Genomic DNA, 19,059 nt, shown 5'->3' with positions numbered 1-19,059 from the left:
TTTTACCTCGTTCGACCTTAGACGATGGCTTTCTCGTAAACGCGATACTTCTTGTACGGCGTCGCCCCCATCGCTTTTATTCCCACGTTGATGGGGCCATCGTCTTCGCGCGTCCACGAAAGCTCGCCCCATTTGTAGCCTTTGGCGATGCCGCGCTTTGCAACTTCCACGTACATTGCCGCGGATAGACCGCCATATTTCTTCACGTGCCGGAGCTCGCTGCGAATGCCCAGCATCATCAGCCGCGTGGAAATGGGGTGTTTCACCTTCATGCGCCAAATCAACTTCGCAAACCCGAGGGGAAGAAGTTTGCCATTCAAATCGGCAATCGCTTCATTCAAATTTGGAAGCATGATGCACATGCCCACCGCGCGACCGTCGATCTCCGCCATGAAGGCCAGATCTTCGTCGATGATCAACTTCAGATCTTTGGCGACCTTCTCGACCTCCTCGGGCAGCGCGGGGACTACGCCCCATTTGCCCTGCCAGGCGTCGTTGTAGATCTCCATCACGTTTCGGATCTCATCATCCATCCGGCTCGTGTCGACGGAGCGAAGGCGCACCTCGGGCATCGCCTTCACCTGTTCCCAGGCGCGAAGCACGCGTGCAGGAAACTCGCCGGCGGTGTATTTCCACGCGATGAGGTCCTTCTCCTTCTTCAAACCCGCGGACTCGGCGAGGCGGGCTTGCCACCTGCGCGAGTGGGCCATCATGACCACCGGCGGCGCGTCGAAGCCCTCGATGAGGATGCCCGCTTCCTCGTTGACGTAGAGCGACAGGGGCCCGCGCATCCGCTTCATCCCACGACGGCGCAGCCAATTGGACGCCGCATCGATGAGGGCAGTAGCGACCTCTTCATCGTCGATGGTGTCGAAAAAACCGAAGAAACCGGTGTCGTCTTTCCACACCCGCAGATGTTCCCGATCGATCTGAGCCGAACAGCGTCCGACGAGCTGAGATCCCCGCCATGCCGTGAAAAATGTCACGTCGGCGCGCAAGAAGAACGGGTTCTTCTTGGGGTGCAAACGGTCGCGCAACTCGAAATTCAGTGGAGCAATCCAGTGGGGATCTCCCCGAAAGACCTCGTGCCCCGCCTGAATGAAGGGCCGAATGTTTTCTCCCGGTTTATGCTCTCGAATCGTGATCTTCACACAGGCCTCCAGCAGCATCCCTGAAAAGCGTGGCTAAGGTATAGGTGCTGCCCTCGTCGTTACCACGGACAGGCCGCGCTTGGTAAAGGGTTCTCCATGCTGTCGTTCGCGCTCGGTTCCATCCCCATTCGGATCCACATCTCGTTCTGGTTCACTGCGGCATTGCTGGGCATGAACAGCGACCCCGTAGGCCTCGTGGTGTGGATCCTCGCGGTCCTCATTTCGGTCCTCCTGCACGAGCTGGGGCACGCGCTCACGGGCAAGGTCTTCGGCCTGGCTCCGAGCATCGAGCTTTACGCGTTTGGCGGGGCAACCTCGTGGCAGAACGGCAACCATCTTCCTTCGTGGAAGCGAGTCCTCATCAGCCTCGCCGGGCCGCTCACCGGCATCGCGCTCGGGCTCCTCACCTTCGTCGTCCTCTGGCAAGCCGGCATTCCGTTCAACGAGTTGAGGGAATGGATCCAGGAGGCGCAGGCGCGAAAGTCCATGAAGGCGCTCGCGATCCTTCTCTTCGCGTCCGACATGATCTGGATCAACGTCGTCTGGAGCCTGTTCAACCTTCTGCCCATCCTCCCCCTGGATGGCGGCAATGTGATGGCCCACACCTTCGCCGCGCTCACCAAGGGCGGCGGGCGCCGGGCCGCGCACATCATCTCGGCCGTGGTCGCGGCCGCAATCGGTACCGGTGTCCTGGTGAAACTGGGAACCGGGTACATCCTCATCATCGTCTACATGGGGCTCTTTTCCTTTCAGAACCTGCGGGCGCTGCAGTCCGACTCGGACGAAACTCGGCCCCCGCCGGCTAGGCAAAGGTGGTGAATTCGTGTAGTCAGCGCGCCATGACTCACCCGCTCGTCGGCATCATCATGGGGAGCGACTCCGATTGGGAGACGATGAAGCACGCGGCCGATTTGCTGGCCGCGCACGCCATTCCCTACGAGGTCGCAGTCATCAGCGCACATCGCACACCCGAGCGGATGGTGGAGTACGCCAAGAACGCTGCCGGGCGCGGGCTCAAAATCATCATCGCCGGCGCCGGCGGTGCAGCACACCTTCCGGGCATGGTGTCCGCGCTCACCCCGCTTCCGGTGCTCGGCGTGCCGGTGCAATCGAAGGCGCTCAGCGGATTGGACAGCCTGCTCTCCATCGTGCAGATGCCACCCGGCATCCCCACTGCGACGTTTGCCATTGGAAATGGCGGCGCCACCAATGCGGCGGCGTTTGCCATGCGCATTCTCGCCCTCGAGGACGCGCGCGTTCGCGATGGGCTCGAACGTTATCGTCAGGAAAATGAAGCGCGTGCCTTGGACGGCCACGCGAAAATACAGAAGCCATGAAACGAATCGGCGTTCTCGGTGGGGGTCAACTCGGGACGATGCTCGCGGGGGCGATTCACGACCTCGGTGCGGAAGCGTGCATCTACGAACCGGAACCTGCTGCCCCTGCCTGCGCGCGGTTTCGTGAGGTGGTCAACGCAGCGTGGACCGATGCGGAGGCGCTCGGCCGCTTCTTCGCCTCGTGCGAAGCCGTCACCTACGAGATGGAGCACATCGACACGCGCGCCCTGAAGGCGCTCGACACGACGAAGCTCCTTCCCAATGTGCACGTTCTGGAGACGGCGCAGGACCGCGCGCACGAAAAGACGTTTCTCCAGCAGGCCGGCCTGCCGCACGTGGCCTTCGCCGTCGCGCGCAATCGCGACGAGCTTCTCCGGCTCGCGCCCTCGTTCGGGTTCCCCTTCATCGTCAAAACGGTGCGCGGGGGCTACGACGGCAAAGGGCAGGCCTTCGTGGCCACGGCCGCGGATCTCGAGCCCATTGCAAGCAAGCTCGCACCGGACGGCGTGTACCTCCTCGAGGAGGCCATCGATTTGGCGCTCGAGGCCAGTGTCATCTTGGGCCGGTCGCCACGTGGCGAAGAAGTCGTGTTCCCCGTGTTCGAGAACGTGCACAGTGAGCACATTCTGGATCTCACGGTGGTCCCGGCGCGTATTCCGCCGGAGCTGTCCGAGAAGCTGCAGGCCATCGCCATCGATGCGGCGCGCGCGCTCGGCGTGCACGGTTTGCTCACGACCGAATTTTTCGTGTCGCGCAAGCCCGGCCGCCCGACGGGGCGCAGCGTGAACGTCGGCGATTACCACGTCTACGTGAACGAGTTCGCACCGCGGCCGCACAATTCGGGGCATGTCACACGCAATGCGTGCACGGCGAGCCAGTACGACGTGCTTGCGCGGATTCTGCTCGACGTGCCCGTCTCCTCCCCCGCCCTGGTCGGCCCCGGCGTTTTCTGCATGGGCAATTTGCTAGGCGACGTATGGCTGGCGCAAGGGCGGCGCGATTTGGATCTTTCGAGCTTGCGCCAATTTCCCGAGGTCATCGACGTGGTCCTCTACGGCAAGCGCGACGCGCAACCCCGCCGAAAAATGGGGCATTTCGTGACCCATGCGCCGGATGCCGACCGAGCCATCCAAGCGGCCAAGGCTTTCCGAAAGAACCTTCTCACTTGACTCGAAGGCACCGTTCCGGGTCGACTCACGCGCCATGAGCCTCCAATCCGTAGTGCGATGGCTCCTCCCTCGCGAGGATCACTTCTACGACTTTCTCGAACGGCAAGCGAAGGTGGCCTCCGAGGCTGCCACGGCGCTCGCCGAGTTTCACAATCCCGATTCGACCGTCGCCAGCGTGCGCTCCAAGGTGCAGGCCGCCGAGCACACGGGCGACCGAATCGTCCACGAGATGGAAGAGGCGCTGGCGAAGACCTTCGTCACGCCGATCGATCGCGAAGACCTGCAGCGCCTTTCCTCGCAGCTCGACACGGTGACCGATCTCGCCAATGCGGCCGCGCGTACGTGCGACCTCTTCGGCGTCCCGCGCCCCACCGAGCCGATGATTGCCCTCATCGACAAGCTGATCGAGTGCACCCGCGTGCTCACGGAAGCCATTCCGATGCTGCGCACGCAAGATTACAAAGAGCTTCTCGAGAAGTGCCGCGTGCTGCGCGGCATCGAGAAGGAGGCGGACGTCATTTACCGCGAGGCGATAAGCCACCTTTTCCATTCGGATCAAATCGACGCCAAGAAGCTTTTGCGCGAAAAGACGGTGCTGGACGAGCTGGAAAACGCGGTCGACTACTGCGAGTACGTGTCAGAAACGCTGGCCAATCTCGCCGTCAAGCAAAGCTGACGGAATCATGCTGAGTCTTCTCATCGCCGTCATCGTCACGGCCGTCGTGTTCGACTTCATCAACGGCTTTCACGATGCCGCGAATGCAATTGCCACGGTCGTTTCGACCGGGGTTCTTCCCATTCGCACCGCGGTGTTCATCGCTGGCATCTTCAACTTCGTCGGTGCTGTCACGGGCACCGCGGTGGCCAAGACCATCGCCTCGGGCTTCGCCGATCCCGCAGTGGTCTCGCAGACGGTCGTCTTGGCCGCATTGATCGGTGCCATCATCTGGAACCTCATCACGTGGTGGTACGGCATTCCTTCGAGCTCATCGCACGCGCTCGTGGGCGGCCTGGCCGGCGCGGTCACCGCACACGCGGGACTTCACGCCTTCCGCTGGGTCGCGCTGGTCGAGAAGGTGATTGTGCCGCTGGTGGTGTCCCCCACCCTGGGCTTCCTCATCGCCTTCTTCGTGATGATTGCGCTTCTATGGATCGTGCGCCGCATGCGCCCGGATTTCGTGCACAAGGGTTCGCGGAGGCTGCAGCTCGTTTCCGCGTGCCTGATGGCGCTGTCGCACGGCTCGAACGACGCGCAAAAGTCGATGGGCATCATCACGTTGGCGCTGCTGGCCTTCATGGCCAAGGGCCACCACACCGGAATTCCGGAGTGGGTCCTGCCGCACGGCAAGGCAAACGAGGTCCCCTACTGGGTCATCCTCGTCTGCGCAGCGGCGATTGCTCTCGGGACGATGGCGGGCGGTAAGAAGATCATCAAGACGATGGGGACGAAGATCATCCGTATCTCGCCCTTGCAGGGCTTCGCGGCCGAGACGAGCGGCGCGCTCACGATTTTGACCGCGAGCCACCTGGGCGTTCCGGTCTCGACGACCCATTGCATCAACGCCTGCATCATGGGCGTGGGCGCCAGCAAACGCGTGAGCGCCGTCCGCTGGGGCGTCGCCGGGAATATCGTCATTGCGTGGATATTGACGTTGCCTTTGAGTGCCGCGATTTCCTTCGTGACGATGGTGCTCTTGCGAGGCGTGGGCTGACCCTCAGAAGAGGGTAACCGCCAGGAACGCCAAAGGCCGCCAGGATCGCCAGGGGTGAAAGCAATTCTTTTGGTTTTCCAGTTCGCCAAGTTGGGCAACTGAAAATCAAAAATCAGGGCCACGCGTCGGTTCCGTTGGCGATCCTGGCGCCCCCTGGCGCTCTTGGCGGTTACCTTCTTCTGCGCCGTCTATGTCTCCACGATAACCGGCCGCCGTTTGCCCGATGGTGTCACCGGGATTTCGTCCACGAGATGGAGCGCAATCGGGACGCCGCGGATGGTGCGGCGGAGGCTCTCCATGATGAAGCGGCGGGCGCCGTCGTCGAAGTTGGCCGAGGGAACGATGCGCAAGGTGATCGAGCGGTCCTTGTGTTGCACCGCTTGGTACTGCTGAACGGCGCGTGCGAGGGGCAGCATGAGCACGGGGAACAGCATGCCGTGCACTTGGCCGCCGAAGCCGTCGATCAAGGTGTCGGCCTTGCGACCCTCCACGGAACGGATCCGCGGGAGCGCGCGGCCGCAGGAACAGTGACCCTCGGGCATCGCCTTCGCGAGATCGCCATTGGCGTAGCGGATCAGTGGAGCGCCGAAATTGTGCAGATCGGTCACCACCACCTCCCCGGTTTCGCCGGGAAGAGCGGGACGCTTTTTGCCGTTTTCGTCGGTGACCAGCACCTCGAGCAGGATGTTCTCCATGCTCACGTGAAGGCCCTCGTGCGCGTCGCACTCCATCGCGAGAAGCATCGTCTCGCGCCCGCCGTACGAGTCGAAGACGCTAGGCCCGAAGGCCTTCTCGATCTCGACGCGGTCGTGCGCGAAGAGTTGCTCGGCGGTGCAGATGAACGGGATGGTGCCCCAGTCCTTCGCCTGCGTCTGATTGATGTACCGCGCGAGGTTGCCCCCCGCCTGCGAATACGAGATGACCACCGCCGGCTTGAAGCGGCGGATCGTCTCCACGGCATTGGCCAGCCCCGCCTCGTCCTGCGCCACGCAGTCGACGTAGCGCTCGCGGCGCATCATGCGGTCCACGGTGATCTTCGCCCGCTTCGAGAACGGCGGCTTGATCTGCGGCGGACCCCAGTAATGCATCACGCGGTCGCCCGGCCGGAAATGTGCCCAGCCGTAGCCACGCCACTTGATGCCCTGCCGCCAGTGCTCGCTCTCCTCGTCGTACGCGATGGTGATCGGCGTACCGGTGCTGCCGCTGGTCGTCTTTTGAATCGTGGGGAACGGCGGCGCCGTGCTCTTACGCTCGGCGAGCGACTCCCGGACCTCCGCGCGGCTCAGGAGCGGCAGACGCCGAATGTCGTCGGGCGTCCGAACGTCGCCGGGTGAGACGCCGGCCTCACGGAACGTGCGCCGGTAGTAGGGCACGTTGTCGTAGGCGTGCCACAAGAGCCGGCCGAGCGAGGCCATCTGCCTCGTGACCAGCTCGTCTTGGGAGAGCCACTGGGTGCGTTCCAGGTAGTGCAGGCGCGCGAGCGTAGGTCGCCCCATGAGCGCCTCCCACGCAGGAAAGAGCGCGTGCCTGTACAGCGAGCCATACGGATCGAAGGCTATCATTGATGATGCGGGGTGGAGGTTGCCCCTACCTTCGATGCGGCGGGTGGGTGCGAGAGTGCGGGGGCGAAAAGATGACCTCGGTCGATTCTTTCCGCCCCGCCTCAGGTGCGCGACTCAGCCTTAACGGATCGCTTCGAGCAGCGCAGCAGCTCCCATGCCGCCGCCAATGCACATCGTCACGATCGCGTACTTGCCACCGCGGCGCTTCAGCTCATAGAGGGCCGTCGCCGTCAGCTTGGCGCCCGTGCACCCGAGCGGATGGCCCAGGGCAATGGCGCCGCCGTTCACGTTGAGCTTCTCCTCCGGGATGCCCAAGGTGCGCTGGACGTACACGGATTGGCTGGCGAAGGCCTCGTTCACCTCGAACACGTCGATGTCCTTGATGCTCTTTCCGGTCTTCTGCAGAAGCTTCTGCACCGCCGGAACGGGGCCGATGCCCATGATGGCCGGGTCGACGCCCACGGTGGCGTAGGCGCGGAAGTAGCCGAGGCCTTTGACCCCGAGCTCGTCGGCCTTCGCCTTGCTGAGCACCAGCGCGGCCGCCGCACCATCGGACAGCGGCGAGCTGTTGCCTGCAGTGACCACGCCCTTCGCGCTGAACGCCGGCTTCAACTGCGCGAGACCTTCCGCCGTCGTCTCCGGGCGGATCAACTCGTCCTGACGGAAGTCGAAGGTGACGCGATCGTTGCCTTGGTAACGAATCCCGCGGACCGTCACGACCTCGTCCTCGAACTTCTTCGCCTCGCGCGCCGCCGTGGCCTTTTGCTGGCTCTTCAGCGCGAACGCATCTTGGTCGGCGCGCGACACGTCGAACTTCGCCGCCACGTTCTCTGCCGTGATGCCCATCGGCGTGTACGCCGAGGGGAACTTCTCCATCACTTCGGACGACGCGCTCAGCTTGTTGCCGGTCATCGGCACCATGCTCATCGACTCGACGCCGCCGGCGACGACGATGTCGTTCGTCCCGATGGCAATCGCGCCCGCTGCGAGCGCAATGGCCTGCAGGCCGCTCGAGCAGAATCGATTGATGGTCATCGCCGACGAATCCTGCGACAACCCGCCCAACAGGCCCGCGAGCCGCGCCACGTTCAGACCTTGCTCGCCCTCGGGCATGGCGCAGCCCAGAACGAGATCTTCCACCAGCTCCGGCTTGACCTGCGGAACGCGGGCCAGGAGTGCACGGATCACGTCGCCCGCGAGCTCGTCGGGCCTCTTCAGCGCCAGCGAACCCTTGTGCGCGCGCCCCACCGCGGAACGAACTGCCTCTGCAATGACGATATCAGCCATGTTTGCCTCTCTCGAAAAGTGAATCGCGTGGGTGCGCAGGTCTAGTTCCGCAGCGGCTTGTTGTTCATGAGCATGTACTGCATGCGCTCTTGGCTCTTCGGCTCGCCGCAGAGGCTCACGAAGGCCTCGCGCTCGAGATCGAGCACCTCTTGCTCCGTCACCTCGCGCGACGCGCCGCCGGCGCCGCCGCAGAGCACCACGGCCAGCTTGCGCGCGATCTTCGCATCGTGCTCGCTGGCGAAGCCGCCCGCTTGGAGGGTGTCGACCATCATGCTCAACGTGGCGATGCCGCTTTCGCCCGGGAGCGTGTACGCCCGCGGAACCGGCGGATGGTACCCCGCCTCCGCCATGCCGATGGCCCGCGCCTTCGCCTCGGTGAGCTGCCGCGCGCGGTCGAACGACACGCCGTCCGTGCGGCGGAAGTAACCGAGCGCCTTCCCTTCCTCCGCGCTGGTCGCCACCTTGGCGAGCGCGATGTTCTTGAAGGTCTGCGTGACGAACTCCTGCGTTACGACGGTGGTTCCTTCCGGAATCGTCTCCAGCGCGCGCCAGAGCATGTTCATCGTGCCCGCGCCGCCAGGGATCAACCCGACGCCGACTTCGACCAGGCCCGAGTAGGTCTCGGCCGCGGCCTGCACCGCGTCGCTGCCGAAGCAAAGCTCGAGACCGCCGCCGAGGGTCATGTTGTACGGCGCCGCGACGACCGGCACGTGCGCGTACTTCAGGCGCTGCGTTGCGTCCTGGTAGCCCTTCACCATCGTCTCGATCTGGCCCCACTCTTTCTGGCTGGCGGCCATCACGACGAGGAGCAGGTTCGCGCCGACGCAGAAGAACTCGCCCTGGTTCGCGATGACCAACGCGCGGAAGTCGCTTTCGGCTTTTTCGGCCGCTTGCGACAGCATGGAGATAACGTCGGGATCGATGCTGTTCGCCTTCGTCTTGAAGGTGAGCCCGAGCACGCCGTCGCCGAGATCCCACGCCTCGGCGCCGTCGTTCTTGAGCACCGGCGCCTGACCGCGGCGGAGAATGGTGAGCGTGGCGTTGCGCGGATCGACCTCGCGCTTGACGTACGCGCCCTTGAGCAAATCGTAGACGGTGTCGTCCTTGTAGAAGCCCGTCGCGCCGCTCGCGCGCATCTTCTTCACGGAGTCGGGAAGCTTGATGCCCTCCTTCTCCATACGGTCCACCGTCTCGGCAAAGCCGAGCGCGTCCCACATCTCGAAGGGCCCGAGCTCCCAGTTGTAACCCCAGCGCATCGCATCGTCGATCGCGACCACGCTGTCGGCGATTTCACCGATGCGGCGCGCCGAGTACGCGAGCGAACGCGAGGCGACCTTCCAGGCAAACTGACCGGCCTTGCCCGGGTCGGCGACGATCTTGCGAACGCGCTCCTTCGGGTCCTCGATCTTCGAGACGCTCTTGGTGACGCCCTTGATGCCTTCGTCGCCACCCTTGGGGCGGTACTCGAGCTTCACGGGATCGAACGTCTCGATCGCCTTGTTCGCGCCCTTGCGGTAGAAGCCGCCCTTGGTCTTGTCGCCGAGGAACTTCTTCTCGACCATGGTGCGGATGAAGGCCGGGACTTCGAACACCGCGCGGTCTTCGTCGTTGGTGAGCGAGTCGAAACAGTTCTGCGCGACGTGCACGAAGGTGTCGAGCCCAACGAGGTCGCCCGTGCGGAAGCTCGCGCTCTTCGGGTGCGCGAGCGGCACGCCGGTGATGTTGTCGACGTCCTCCGGCGTGAGTCCGTCCTGCAGCATCTGGTGAATGACCGCCATCATGGCGTGAACGCCGATGCGGTTGCCCACGAAGTTCGGCGTGTCCTTGCCGAAAACGATGCCCTTGCCCAGAGCATCCTCGCCGAAGCGGCGAATGCGCTCGACCGTCGCGGGATCCGTATCCGGACCGGCCACGAGCTCGAGGAGCTTCATGTAGCGGACCGGATTGAAGAAGTGCATCACGAGGAAGTTCTTTTTGAACGCCTCGGTGCGGCCGGTCATCATGTCGTGGATGCGCAACCCCGACGTATTCGACGCCACGATGGCGTGCGCCGGGAGAATCTTCTCCAACTTGGCGAAGAGCGCCTGCTTCACATCGAGCCGCTCAATCACGGCCTCGACGACCAGGTCGTAGTCCTTGAGCTTCTCGAGATCGTCCTCGGTGTTGCCCACCGAGACGAGCCGCGCGTTCGACTTGTGGAAGAACGCGGCAGGCCTGGACTTGATGGCCTTCTCCAGGCCACCCGCCGAAAAGCGATTGCGCGCGCCCCCAGGTCTGGTGTCTTTCTTTTCCGCGTCCGTGAGGTTGGGCGGAACGATGTCCAGAAGCAGGACCTCGAGTCCCGCGTTGGCGAAATGCGCGGCGATGCCGCTTCCCATCACACCTGCGCCGATGACGGCCGTACGTCGGATCGCCTTGCTCATGACATCCCTTTCGAAGTGAGTGGCCATCAGATGACGCAATTTGGAGGTCGGACGCAAGACTGAATGCGCATTCATTCATTCTGCCCCAGCCGCGCCCGGTTGACGGGGAATGCGCTGCGGTTCTTGACAGATCCGCGCCAGCCCCGAAGATTCAGCCCGTCGGGGCCGGCACAATGGGATTGTCTTTTTCGCGCCAGGCAGTAACCGAGCGGGCCTTGGGCCGCATCGGCACGACGATCCAGGACAAGTACCGCATCGAGCGGCTCGTGGGCATTGGAGCAACCGCAGCCGTCTATGCGGCGACACACCGCAACGGTCATCGCGTCGCCATCAAGGTGCTGCTCGATATGTTCTTGGACGACGAGGACGCCATCCGGCGCTTCCGCCGCGAGGCGTACATGGCCAATCAGGTGGGCCACCCCGGCGCCGTCACGGTGCTGGACGATGACTTGGACGAAACCGGGTGCGCCTTTCTGATCATGCCGCTCCTCGAAGGCGAGACGTTGCGCGCACGGTGGGAACGAAACGGGCGACGGCTGTCGCTCGCGGAGACTGGGCTGCTCATGTCGGACGTCCTCGACGTGTTGGCAAGCGCGCACGCGAACGGGATCGTCCATCGGGATATCAAGCCGGACAATTTGTTCGTGGAGTCGACGGGGCGGGTGCGGGTCCTCGACTTCGGCATCGCGCGCCGCACGGAACTCGACGGCACGGCAACGTTGACGGGTCACATGGTCGGCACGCCCGCGTTCATGCCGCCGGAGCAGGCCACCGGCGAGCACCGCGCCGTGGGTCCGCACAGCGACTGCTGGGCCGTGAGCGCGACGATGTTCGCATTGCTGACCGGCGAGTACGTGCACCACGCGGACAGCGGGCTCGCGCAGTTGGCCGCGGCAGCCACGCGGCATGCGCGTTCACTTGGTGAGGTGGACGCGGGCTTGCCTCCGGGCATCGTGCAGTGCGTAGACAAGGGACTGGCTTATGCGCCCGCGGAGCGATGGGGCTCGGCGGGCGAAATGCGCGATGCGCTGCACGAGGCCTTGGCCGCCGCCCTCGGCGAACCGATGGAGGCGATCGAAAAGCGGGTGCGCGAGACGATTGCGCGCGAGTTGGTGACCGCGAGGTACGATCCATCGACGGAAAAGACGGAATTGCCGACGCGGGCGCGACCTGCGCGGGAGGCACCGCTGGGACCGACGATCACGGCGAGCTTGCGGCCGGCGATCGTGCCCGAGGTGGTGTCGCACCGGAGGCGACGTCGGTGGCTTGCACTGGGCGCCGCATTGCTGGTTACGGCTGCGGCCGCGCCATTCGGATGGTGGCGCGTTAGAGCTACGCACAACGTGCCATCGCCATTGTCGGCGCCGTCGTCCGTGCTCGCGTGTCCGATTCTGGAGGCTTCGGGCGTCCCCGAGCCAACGGGCTGGCTGGGCGCGGCGGCCGCGGCCACCGTATGCGAGCGCGCCGCCGTGATTCTCGGCGGAGATTCCGCGCGCACCTTGATTCCGGCGGAATTACTCGGGTTGCCGGCGCAGCCCGTTGCACATTTTCCAAAGGACCCCTACAGCGATGGCGACGCGCGGACGCGTTCCTTGGAAGCGGCCCGTCGTGTCGCGGCGGCATACATCGACGGCCAGGTGATGAAGGAACCGGGGTCGCCTTTCACTTCCTCGGGAGGAGGAGGCTTTCGCACGACGTTGATCCTTCGCCGCCCCGATGGAACGGAGCTCACACGCGCCGAGGGTCGAGGACGCGCGCTTTACGAAGCCGTACGGCAAGCCATGGATCCTCTGGTTGCCCAGGGACACCTGCCGAAGGCGCCTGCGCTCGATCCGACGATGGCAGAATGGTCTCGGGCGACGGACATCGACGGTGCCCTCGCGCTGCGAGATGCGACGTTTGCGATGTGGCACAACGGGGGGACGGTCGCGGACGAATGCCGACGACTCGCAACACACGATGCGACCATTGGAGAAATGGCATTCATCGAATTGTGGCTATGCGCGTACACCCTTGGTGTGCACCCACCATCGGAGCATCCGCCCACCCCCGGGGCGACGCTCTCCCCCGGTGAATTGGCAGCGTGGGCGCGCTTTGAACATATGAGGGGAAAGGCGACGACGCCGGAGGTCGCCGCGAAGCTCCGTCAGTACTTCGCGGCGGAGCAAACACCGATCGGCCGTTCCGTTTTGGCAGCCACGCTGTCATGTACCACCCAGGGGTCAGCCCCCGCTGAAGTAGCAGACCTCGCACGACTCGCGGTTCAAGCTTCACCGAGGAATCCGCTCGGCGAATGGTGCACGCCATGGGGACAGCTCGTCACCCTCACGCGGGATGCGGTCGGTATTTCCATCGGCGACGCCCGCCAGGCGTGGGTTCCATGGGATGCCAACGCATGGCTCGAAACAGCTTTACGTCGAGACGATTCGAATCGCGCCGTCATCTTCGCAAGGCGCTCCTGGGCGCTTGCGCCGTTCAACGCGTACATCGCCGATGTTCTCGCGGACAACCTCCTCGCGCAAGGTGAGCGCGAAGAAGTTCGAAGAATCGCCCTCTCGATGGCCGAAAGCACCTATCCGGTGCAGAGGATAGGAAGCGATCTTTTGCTAGTGCGGGTCGACGGAAGCGAGGCGCGATTCGGTGCCGCGCTCGAGCGGGCCAAGCAGGCCATGAGCGTCGGCCCCGATGACGTGGGATGGGTTCGCGTGCAGCGCCTGGAAATTGCCTGGCGAGGCCTCGAAGTCGCCGCGCTGCTCGGTCGCTCTGCTGAAATGGCCGATCTCCTCGTACGGCAATTTCTGGACGTGGAACCATCTCCCCTCGATGACGACTACGTATCCATTTCGTTGCGAGTTCCAGCGATTTGCGCGAATGCATCCACATCGGTATCGAAGCGATGCTTTTCCCGATTTCGGGAGTTGAGAGGCCGTCTTTCCGTCGGGATCGTGCCTGAAACCGACGCATTTGCCGAAGGTGCAGAGCGATACGCGCGTGGGGATCTAGCGGGCGCCGCCAAATCATGGAGACCGTTTCTTCGCGAACCTGGCCCCTTCACGCAGGTGCTTTCGAATGCAATGGAAGAGGCTTTCGAGCGAACTGGTGACAACGAACTCGTGGCGCGTCTTGAAACGATGGCGATGAGCTCAGGCGCCAATGAGTACAATGGCGCGGCTCCCGCGGATGTGCGAGCCGCACGACGAGCCGCGAAGCGGGGCGATTCCGCTCGTGCGCGACAGCTCGCCCAAAAAGTCATCGAAGCCTGGTCCGTAGCCGACGAACCCGTCCCCGCCGTCGCCGAGATGCGACGGCTCGTTGCCCGGCTTCACTGATGGTTCGAAAAAAGCTTCACAACAGCGCCAGCAGATCCGTGCCCTGGCGTAAAATCCATGTATAAAGAGTGCTGGCCGTCATGCCAGACGCGTCCTTAGGGGCTTCCACGACCTCCTCCACGCTTTCCGTGACCTAAAGATGTCGCTCGGTCTGCAAAGAGGCTCCCTATTCGCAGGGCGCTACCGCATCGTCCGCCGTCTGGGCTCGGGCGCCATGGGGAGCGTGTACGAGGTGGTGCATCTCCAGACCGAACGGCCGTGCGCGCTGAAGATCATGCATGCGCACATCGTCGAGCGCGAGGAGATGCGCGAGCGCTTCAAAATGGAGGCCAAGGTCGCGGCCCGCGTCGGTAGCGAATACATCGTCGATGTCCTCGACGCCGGCGTGGACGAGCCAACGGGCATTCCCTTCTTCGTGATGGAACGGCTCCGCGGCGAGGACTTGAGCCGTCGCCTAAAGCGGGTCGGGCGGCTCGAGCCCGATGAGGCGCTGCGGTACTTGCACCAGGTCTCGATGGCGCTCGATCGGACGCACCACGCGTCCATCGTACATCGCGACTTGAAGCCTGCGAATCTCTTCTTGACCGAAGGCCCCGACGGCAAGCCGCGGGTCAAGGTGCTCGATTTCGGCGTTGCAAAGTTCATCAGCGAGGCCGGCGCTGGAGCAACGACAGCCATCGCGGGTACGCCGCTCTACATGTCCCCGGAACAGTGCCGCGGCGGTAAGGTCACCGCGGCAGCCGACGTCTATGCCTTCGGGATGATTGCGTACACGTTGCTCGTCGGCGAGGCGTACTTCTCCGATGAATTTGCGCACACGAGCAACTTGGTCGCGTTCGCGCTAGCAACGATAAACGGGCCCATCGATCCGGCCACCGTCCGCGCTTCGAATCATCAAGTGCAGCTCCCGAAGTCGTTCGATGCGTGGTTCGCCACGGTGACGAACGTCGATCCGGACCGCCGCTTCGCGAGCGCCGGTGAAGCCGTGCGCACCCTCGCGATTGCCTTGGGGCTCGAGCCTCTGCCCGACGCCATGACTTCCATGCCGCCCGCGGCGGTATCCCCCACAGGCGACGCGCCGCCGGACTCCGTGGGTGATCCGACCCAGGTCGCCGGCGACGACGCCGAGTGGATGGCGCCCACGGCGACCGCTAGCATCGTGCCGAGCGATCCCGCCGTGAGTGCACATGCCTCACAGCTTTCGGCCGCCCCTCATGTCACGGATACGGCAAAACCGCACCGCCCAAGCACCACCGTCGATGTCCGAAGAAAAGGTCGATGGGTATGGATCGCAAGCGCTGCGGCGATTGCCAGCGCCGCGGGTTTGACCTTCGCATTGCACCGCGCGCCCGAGCCGCCGGCTGCCTCATCGCCGCTCGCGGCGCAGACATCGGTGCTCGCGTGTCCGGTTCTCGAGGCATCAGGCGTTCCAGAACCCTCGGGTTGGCTAGGCGCCGCGGCCGCTGCAACCGTCTGCGAACGAGCAAGAATCATCCTGGGTGGAAGCGCGTCGCGCACGCTGGTGCCGGCGGAGCTCTTGTCGCTGCCGGCCCAACCTGTGGATCACTTTCCAAAGGATCCGTATGGGCAGGCCGACGCGCGGGAACGCTCTCTCGAAGCAGCGCGCCACCGCGCCGTCGACGGCGCGGTGACGAAGGAACCGGCAGGGTTCCACATCACGCTGGTCCTGCGACGTCCTGATGGCTCCGAACTCGGGCACTCCGATGGAAAGGGGCGCGCGCTCTACGAGGCCGTGCGCCAGGCTATGGAGCCGCTGGTTTCGCCTGGCCTGCTCCCGAAAGCACGCGAGCTGGATACCTCGTTCGTCGAATGGTCGCGCGCCAAAGACGTCGACTCCGCACTCGGCCTTCTCGATGTTACGATGGCGATCCATCAGAACGCCGGCTCACTGTCTGACGAATGCGCGAAGCTCGCAATACCGAGTAGCGGTGCCTCGGAAATGGCAGCCAGCGAACGATGGCGATGCGCCTACACGCTTGGCATTCCGTCGCAGGCGGTAGCCCTACCCCCCATTGACGGCGGGACGCTCTCATCCGGTGCGCTGGCGGCACGTGCGCGGTACCAGCACGCGGCCCTTCGCATCGCCGATCCGGATCTGATGTCCCGGTTACGCGCCGACTTCGAGCACGAGCGAACTTCGCTAGGGCGCTCAGTTCTCGCCGCAACATTGTCATGTCTCGTACAGGGCTCGGATCCCAAACAAGCATCGGATCTCGCGCACCTGGCGGTCCAGGCCGACCCGAAAAATCCTCTCGGTGGCTTTTGCGCACCGTGGGGACAGCTTCTGTCGGTGGCTCGGGATACCGCCAGCATCGATAGTGTCATCGATGCGAGACAAGCCTGGGTCCCTTGGGAAGAGAACGGCTGGATTGCGTCGGCCTTTGGAGGCAGCGATCCTAAACTTGCAACGAGATACGCGCGGCGAGCCTATGCATTGGCGCCATACAACGCTTATGTCGCGGACGTTCTTGCGAACAACTTGCTTACACAAGGTGAGCGCGAAGAAGTCCGCACGATGGCGCTTTCCATGGGGACCGGCAGCTACCCCGTTCTCAAAGTCGAAAGCGATCTTCTCCTCGTGCAGGTCGACGCAAGTGAAGCCCGCTTTGGGGCAGCCTTGGCCCGTGCGCGACGTGCCATGGACATTAGACCGGACGATACGGGGTGGGTCCATGTCCAGCGGTTCGAGATCGCTTGGCATGCCCTCGAAATCGGCGACGTGCTGGGCAGGGCCGCGGAGACCGCGGATCTTATTGTCGAGCGATTCCTGGATCCCGACCCGTCGCCACTCGACGACAATGTGACAGTGCCTTTGCGGATTCCGGCCATCTGCATGCGCGCATCGCCACGCGTGTCGCAGCGATGCTTCACACGATTTCGCGCCCTCCGTAGTCACTTGTCCGGAGGGATCCTTCCGTTGACGGATGCGGCGACCGAGGGAGCGGAACGCTATGCCCGCGGCGACTTTCTAGCCGCCGCAAAGGTGTGGAAGCCACTCCTTCGCGATCCTGGTCTTTTCGCAAGAGTATTTTCCGGAGCCATGGAAGACGCCTTGGAGCGCTCCGGGGATGAGGAACTCGTGCAACGGTTGGAGTCCGTCGCAGCGGAATCGGGTGGCAACCGTTACAACGGAGCCGCGCCTGCCGACGTTCGTGCCGCGCGACGCGCAGCCGCCCACGGCGATTTCGAGCGAGCAAGGCAGCTCGCTCGAAAGGTGATCGAAGCGTGGTCGGTCGCCGACGAAACCGTGCCGGCCGTTACCGAAATGCGAAAGCTTCTAGCCCGCACTCGGTGAACGGCCGCTCGAGTTTAGCGCTGCTTCACCGCGCACCCGTCACCTCGCTTGCTGGCGAGATCGCACGGTGCATTGAGGAAGATGGTAATCGGCTCCTTCCAAACGCTCGCAATGGGCTGCGTTTCCTTGCAATCGTCGTACGCCGGCCCCGGAACGGGCGCACCGGCCGCGCAACGATCACCCGCTGACGCGTAACAGGCACCAGGTGCATATTGGAAGCATTTTTGGTTCGCGGGCGGGAATGGATTGGCACACATGCGTTCATTGAGCTGCGCAGTGCCGTTCTGCCAAATACCGCTAAAGCATGCATACATCTTCCCGTGGAGGGTCTCCGTTCCCAGCCGGCGCTTCTTTTCATTCTCCGTCGCGTTGTACGAGAGATCCCCATAGAAGCCGCCCTCGGGCCATGTGAATACCTGCTCCTCGGTCGCGGGATAGGCAAGTGACGAGGACGGGGCGCCCGCGACATTGATTTCAAGAGGAACCGACGTTGCGTCAACCGCTTCCTTGGGATCCTGTGGAGCCAGCATCAAGCTGAAGTAGCCTGTCTGAACCCCAGCAATCTTGGGACCATTCGGCTCGCACTTGAACGAGAGCTTCGACCCCTTACCGTTCGCGCATCCCGGCGATGCATCGGGGTATGCCGCGCTATAGGGGTGGGCGGGGTTCGGCGCGCCGCTTTGGCAACCGTAGATACCTTTGCAAGCGCGCACCATTACGGCGGGTTCCGTTGCGCAATAACTGTCAGGCGTCGTGATCGTGAGCGTGCTCCCAGCCTGGCACCGCCCCACGTAGAGCGATTGCCAGCCGCACTTTCGAGTTACATCTCCGTAGCTCTCACCGCCAGAGCAGGCCTGAAAGCTCTCGATCGGAATGCCATTCTCGTCGTATGCATCGACCTTCTCGCGATAATTGCGTTGCGTGCCGACTCGTTTGGAAAGCTCCAACGGGAATCCTGCGGGACCACGAATGGAGACGGGAACGTGGGCCGCCAAGGCATTCGTCCGAGCGACCACGCATGAAGAAACCGTATCTCGACACGAAGGACCATCATTGGTCAGCCACTCGGAGCAAAGACCGAGGCCACCCCGCCAAACGACGTTCGTTCCATCGTGCGGATCGTACTTCAGGACTTCGTCGGACGGGAGCGCGCACGAAACGATGTAACGCATCAGCGCGCGCGTTTCTTTCGTCTTCAGCGCCTTCCGGATAGCGTCACCTTCCGCCGTCGGCTCGTCCGCCAAGGATTGGAGTTTTCCGAGCGGCACCTTCCACAATTGTTGTCGAAGCACAGCACTGAGATCGTATGCCGCGGGCTTTAGCGCTTCCGCGGGCAACCCATTGGACTTCTCCTCATCCCCTCCCCCACCCAAGAGGCGCATCATCCGACCGGGCGTTTGCGTCTCGTCGTCGTCCATTTGCGGAGCTTCGCTCGCGCAGGCCATGAGGCCGATGACCGAGGACGTGGCGAGCGCAAATACCGAATAGAGATGTCGCATGAGAGGATCCTCCCTTTCCACTTCGCAATCAGAAAAACTGGAAACCTAGAAACCGGCTTGAGGGACTCGCGTCCTGAACGCGCGCAGTATCACCTTGGGCGGGAAAAGCTGCTTGTTCGCGCGTTTCGGAGCATCGAACCGGAGCGACGGGCCTTAGAGCAAGGTGTACGCCATCGACGTCGCCCGATTGGGCGACAAGCAGGTGCGGAGCGAGCTACCAGAATTTCGGGCAATCACGCGGCAACGGAAGATACCACGGGTGCAACAATTGTTG

Annotated in this window: 12 protein-coding genes; 7 read left to right on the top strand and 5 right to left on the bottom strand. The window is 63.6% G+C overall.

Translation table 11 applies throughout. From position 1 onward, the window contains the following. Nucleotides 1–17 precede the first annotated feature (17 nt). A complete protein-coding gene (locus LZC95_15845; GenBank protein WXA98299.1) occupies nt 18–1,151 on the bottom strand; it encodes a hypothetical protein in 1,134 nt (377 codons plus the stop codon). Between the two features lie 96 nt (nt 1,152–1,247). Here LZC95_15845 and LZC95_15840 point away from each other — a divergent pair, with 96 nt between their 5' ends. From LZC95_15840 to LZC95_15820, 5 genes are read left to right on the top strand one after another with little or no spacing between them, the layout of a single operon-like run. Next, nucleotides 1,248–1,970: a M50 family metallopeptidase gene (locus LZC95_15840; GenBank protein ID WXA98298.1), complete on the top strand. Its 723-nt coding sequence runs from the start codon at nt 1,248–1,250 to the stop codon at nt 1,968–1,970. A gap of 20 nt (nt 1,971–1,990) precedes the next feature. Then, nucleotides 1,991–2,488, top strand: a complete 498-nt coding sequence (gene purE / locus LZC95_15835; GenBank protein WXA98297.1) for a 5-(carboxyamino)imidazole ribonucleotide mutase — start codon at nt 1,991–1,993, stop codon at nt 2,486–2,488. After that, nucleotides 2,485–3,657 carry an ATP-grasp domain-containing protein gene (locus tag LZC95_15830; protein WXA98296.1) on the top strand — a complete coding sequence of 391 codons (1,173 nt, stop codon included), beginning with the start codon at nt 2,485–2,487 and terminating at the stop codon, nt 3,655–3,657. The genes purE and LZC95_15830 overlap by 4 nt, the downstream gene beginning before the upstream one ends. Before the next feature lie 34 nt (nt 3,658–3,691). Next, on the top strand, nt 3,692–4,333 hold the full coding sequence (locus LZC95_15825) for a DUF47 family protein (GenBank protein ID WXA98295.1): 642 nt from the start codon (nt 3,692–3,694) through the stop codon (nt 4,331–4,333). A 7-nt stretch (nt 4,334–4,340) separates the two neighbouring features. Continuing rightward, nucleotides 4,341–5,369: an inorganic phosphate transporter gene (locus tag LZC95_15820; protein WXA98294.1), complete on the top strand. Its 1,029-nt coding sequence runs from the start codon at nt 4,341–4,343 to the stop codon at nt 5,367–5,369. Nucleotides 5,370–5,557: 188 nt separating this feature from the next. On the opposite strand, the gene LZC95_15815 is transcribed toward LZC95_15820, so the two are convergent. The 3 genes from LZC95_15815 to LZC95_15805 form a co-directional block, all read right to left on the bottom strand. Further along, nucleotides 5,558–6,865 (bottom strand): hypothetical protein, encoded by a 1,308-nt coding sequence (locus LZC95_15815; GenBank protein ID WXA98293.1) that lies wholly within the window; start codon nt 6,863–6,865, stop codon nt 5,558–5,560. 186 nt (nt 6,866–7,051) lie between these two features. Next, the gene (locus LZC95_15810) at nt 7,052–8,218 is read right to left on the bottom strand and encodes a thiolase family protein (protein WXA98292.1); all 1,167 of its coding nucleotides are present in this window, start codon (nt 8,216–8,218) and stop codon (nt 7,052–7,054) included. Between the two features lie 41 nt (nt 8,219–8,259). Then, nucleotides 8,260–10,641, bottom strand: coding sequence for a 3-hydroxyacyl-CoA dehydrogenase NAD-binding domain-containing protein (locus LZC95_15805; GenBank protein WXA98291.1), 2,382 nt, complete (start codon nt 10,639–10,641; stop codon nt 8,260–8,262). Nucleotides 10,642–10,814: 173 nt separating this feature from the next. Here LZC95_15805 and LZC95_15800 point away from each other — a divergent pair, with 173 nt between their 5' ends. Together LZC95_15800 and LZC95_15795 are read left to right on the top strand one after the other, a co-directional pair. Beyond that, entirely contained in the window at nt 10,815–13,970 is a 3,156-nt protein-coding gene (locus tag LZC95_15800; protein WXA98290.1) for a serine/threonine protein kinase, read from the top strand. A 139-nt stretch (nt 13,971–14,109) separates the two neighbouring features. Beyond that, nucleotides 14,110–17,286, top strand: coding sequence for a serine/threonine protein kinase (locus tag LZC95_15795; protein WXA98289.1), 3,177 nt, complete (start codon nt 14,110–14,112; stop codon nt 17,284–17,286). Nucleotides 17,287–17,300: 14 nt separating this feature from the next. Here the strand turns inward: LZC95_15795 and LZC95_15790 are convergent, their stop codons facing one another. Continuing rightward, nucleotides 17,301–18,785 carry a hypothetical protein gene (locus tag LZC95_15790; GenBank protein ID WXA98288.1) on the bottom strand — a complete coding sequence of 495 codons (1,485 nt, stop codon included), beginning with the start codon at nt 18,783–18,785 and terminating at the stop codon, nt 17,301–17,303. Nucleotides 18,786–19,059: the final 274 nt, after the last annotated feature.

This window comes from Sorangiineae bacterium MSr12523, assembly GCA_037157775.1.
GTDB classification, from domain to species: domain Bacteria; phylum Myxococcota_A; class Polyangia; order Polyangiales; family Polyangiaceae; genus Pendulispora; species Pendulispora brunnea.
The sequence above is the reverse complement of the archived record's forward strand: the minus strand, read 5'-3'. Positions and strand labels throughout refer to the sequence as shown.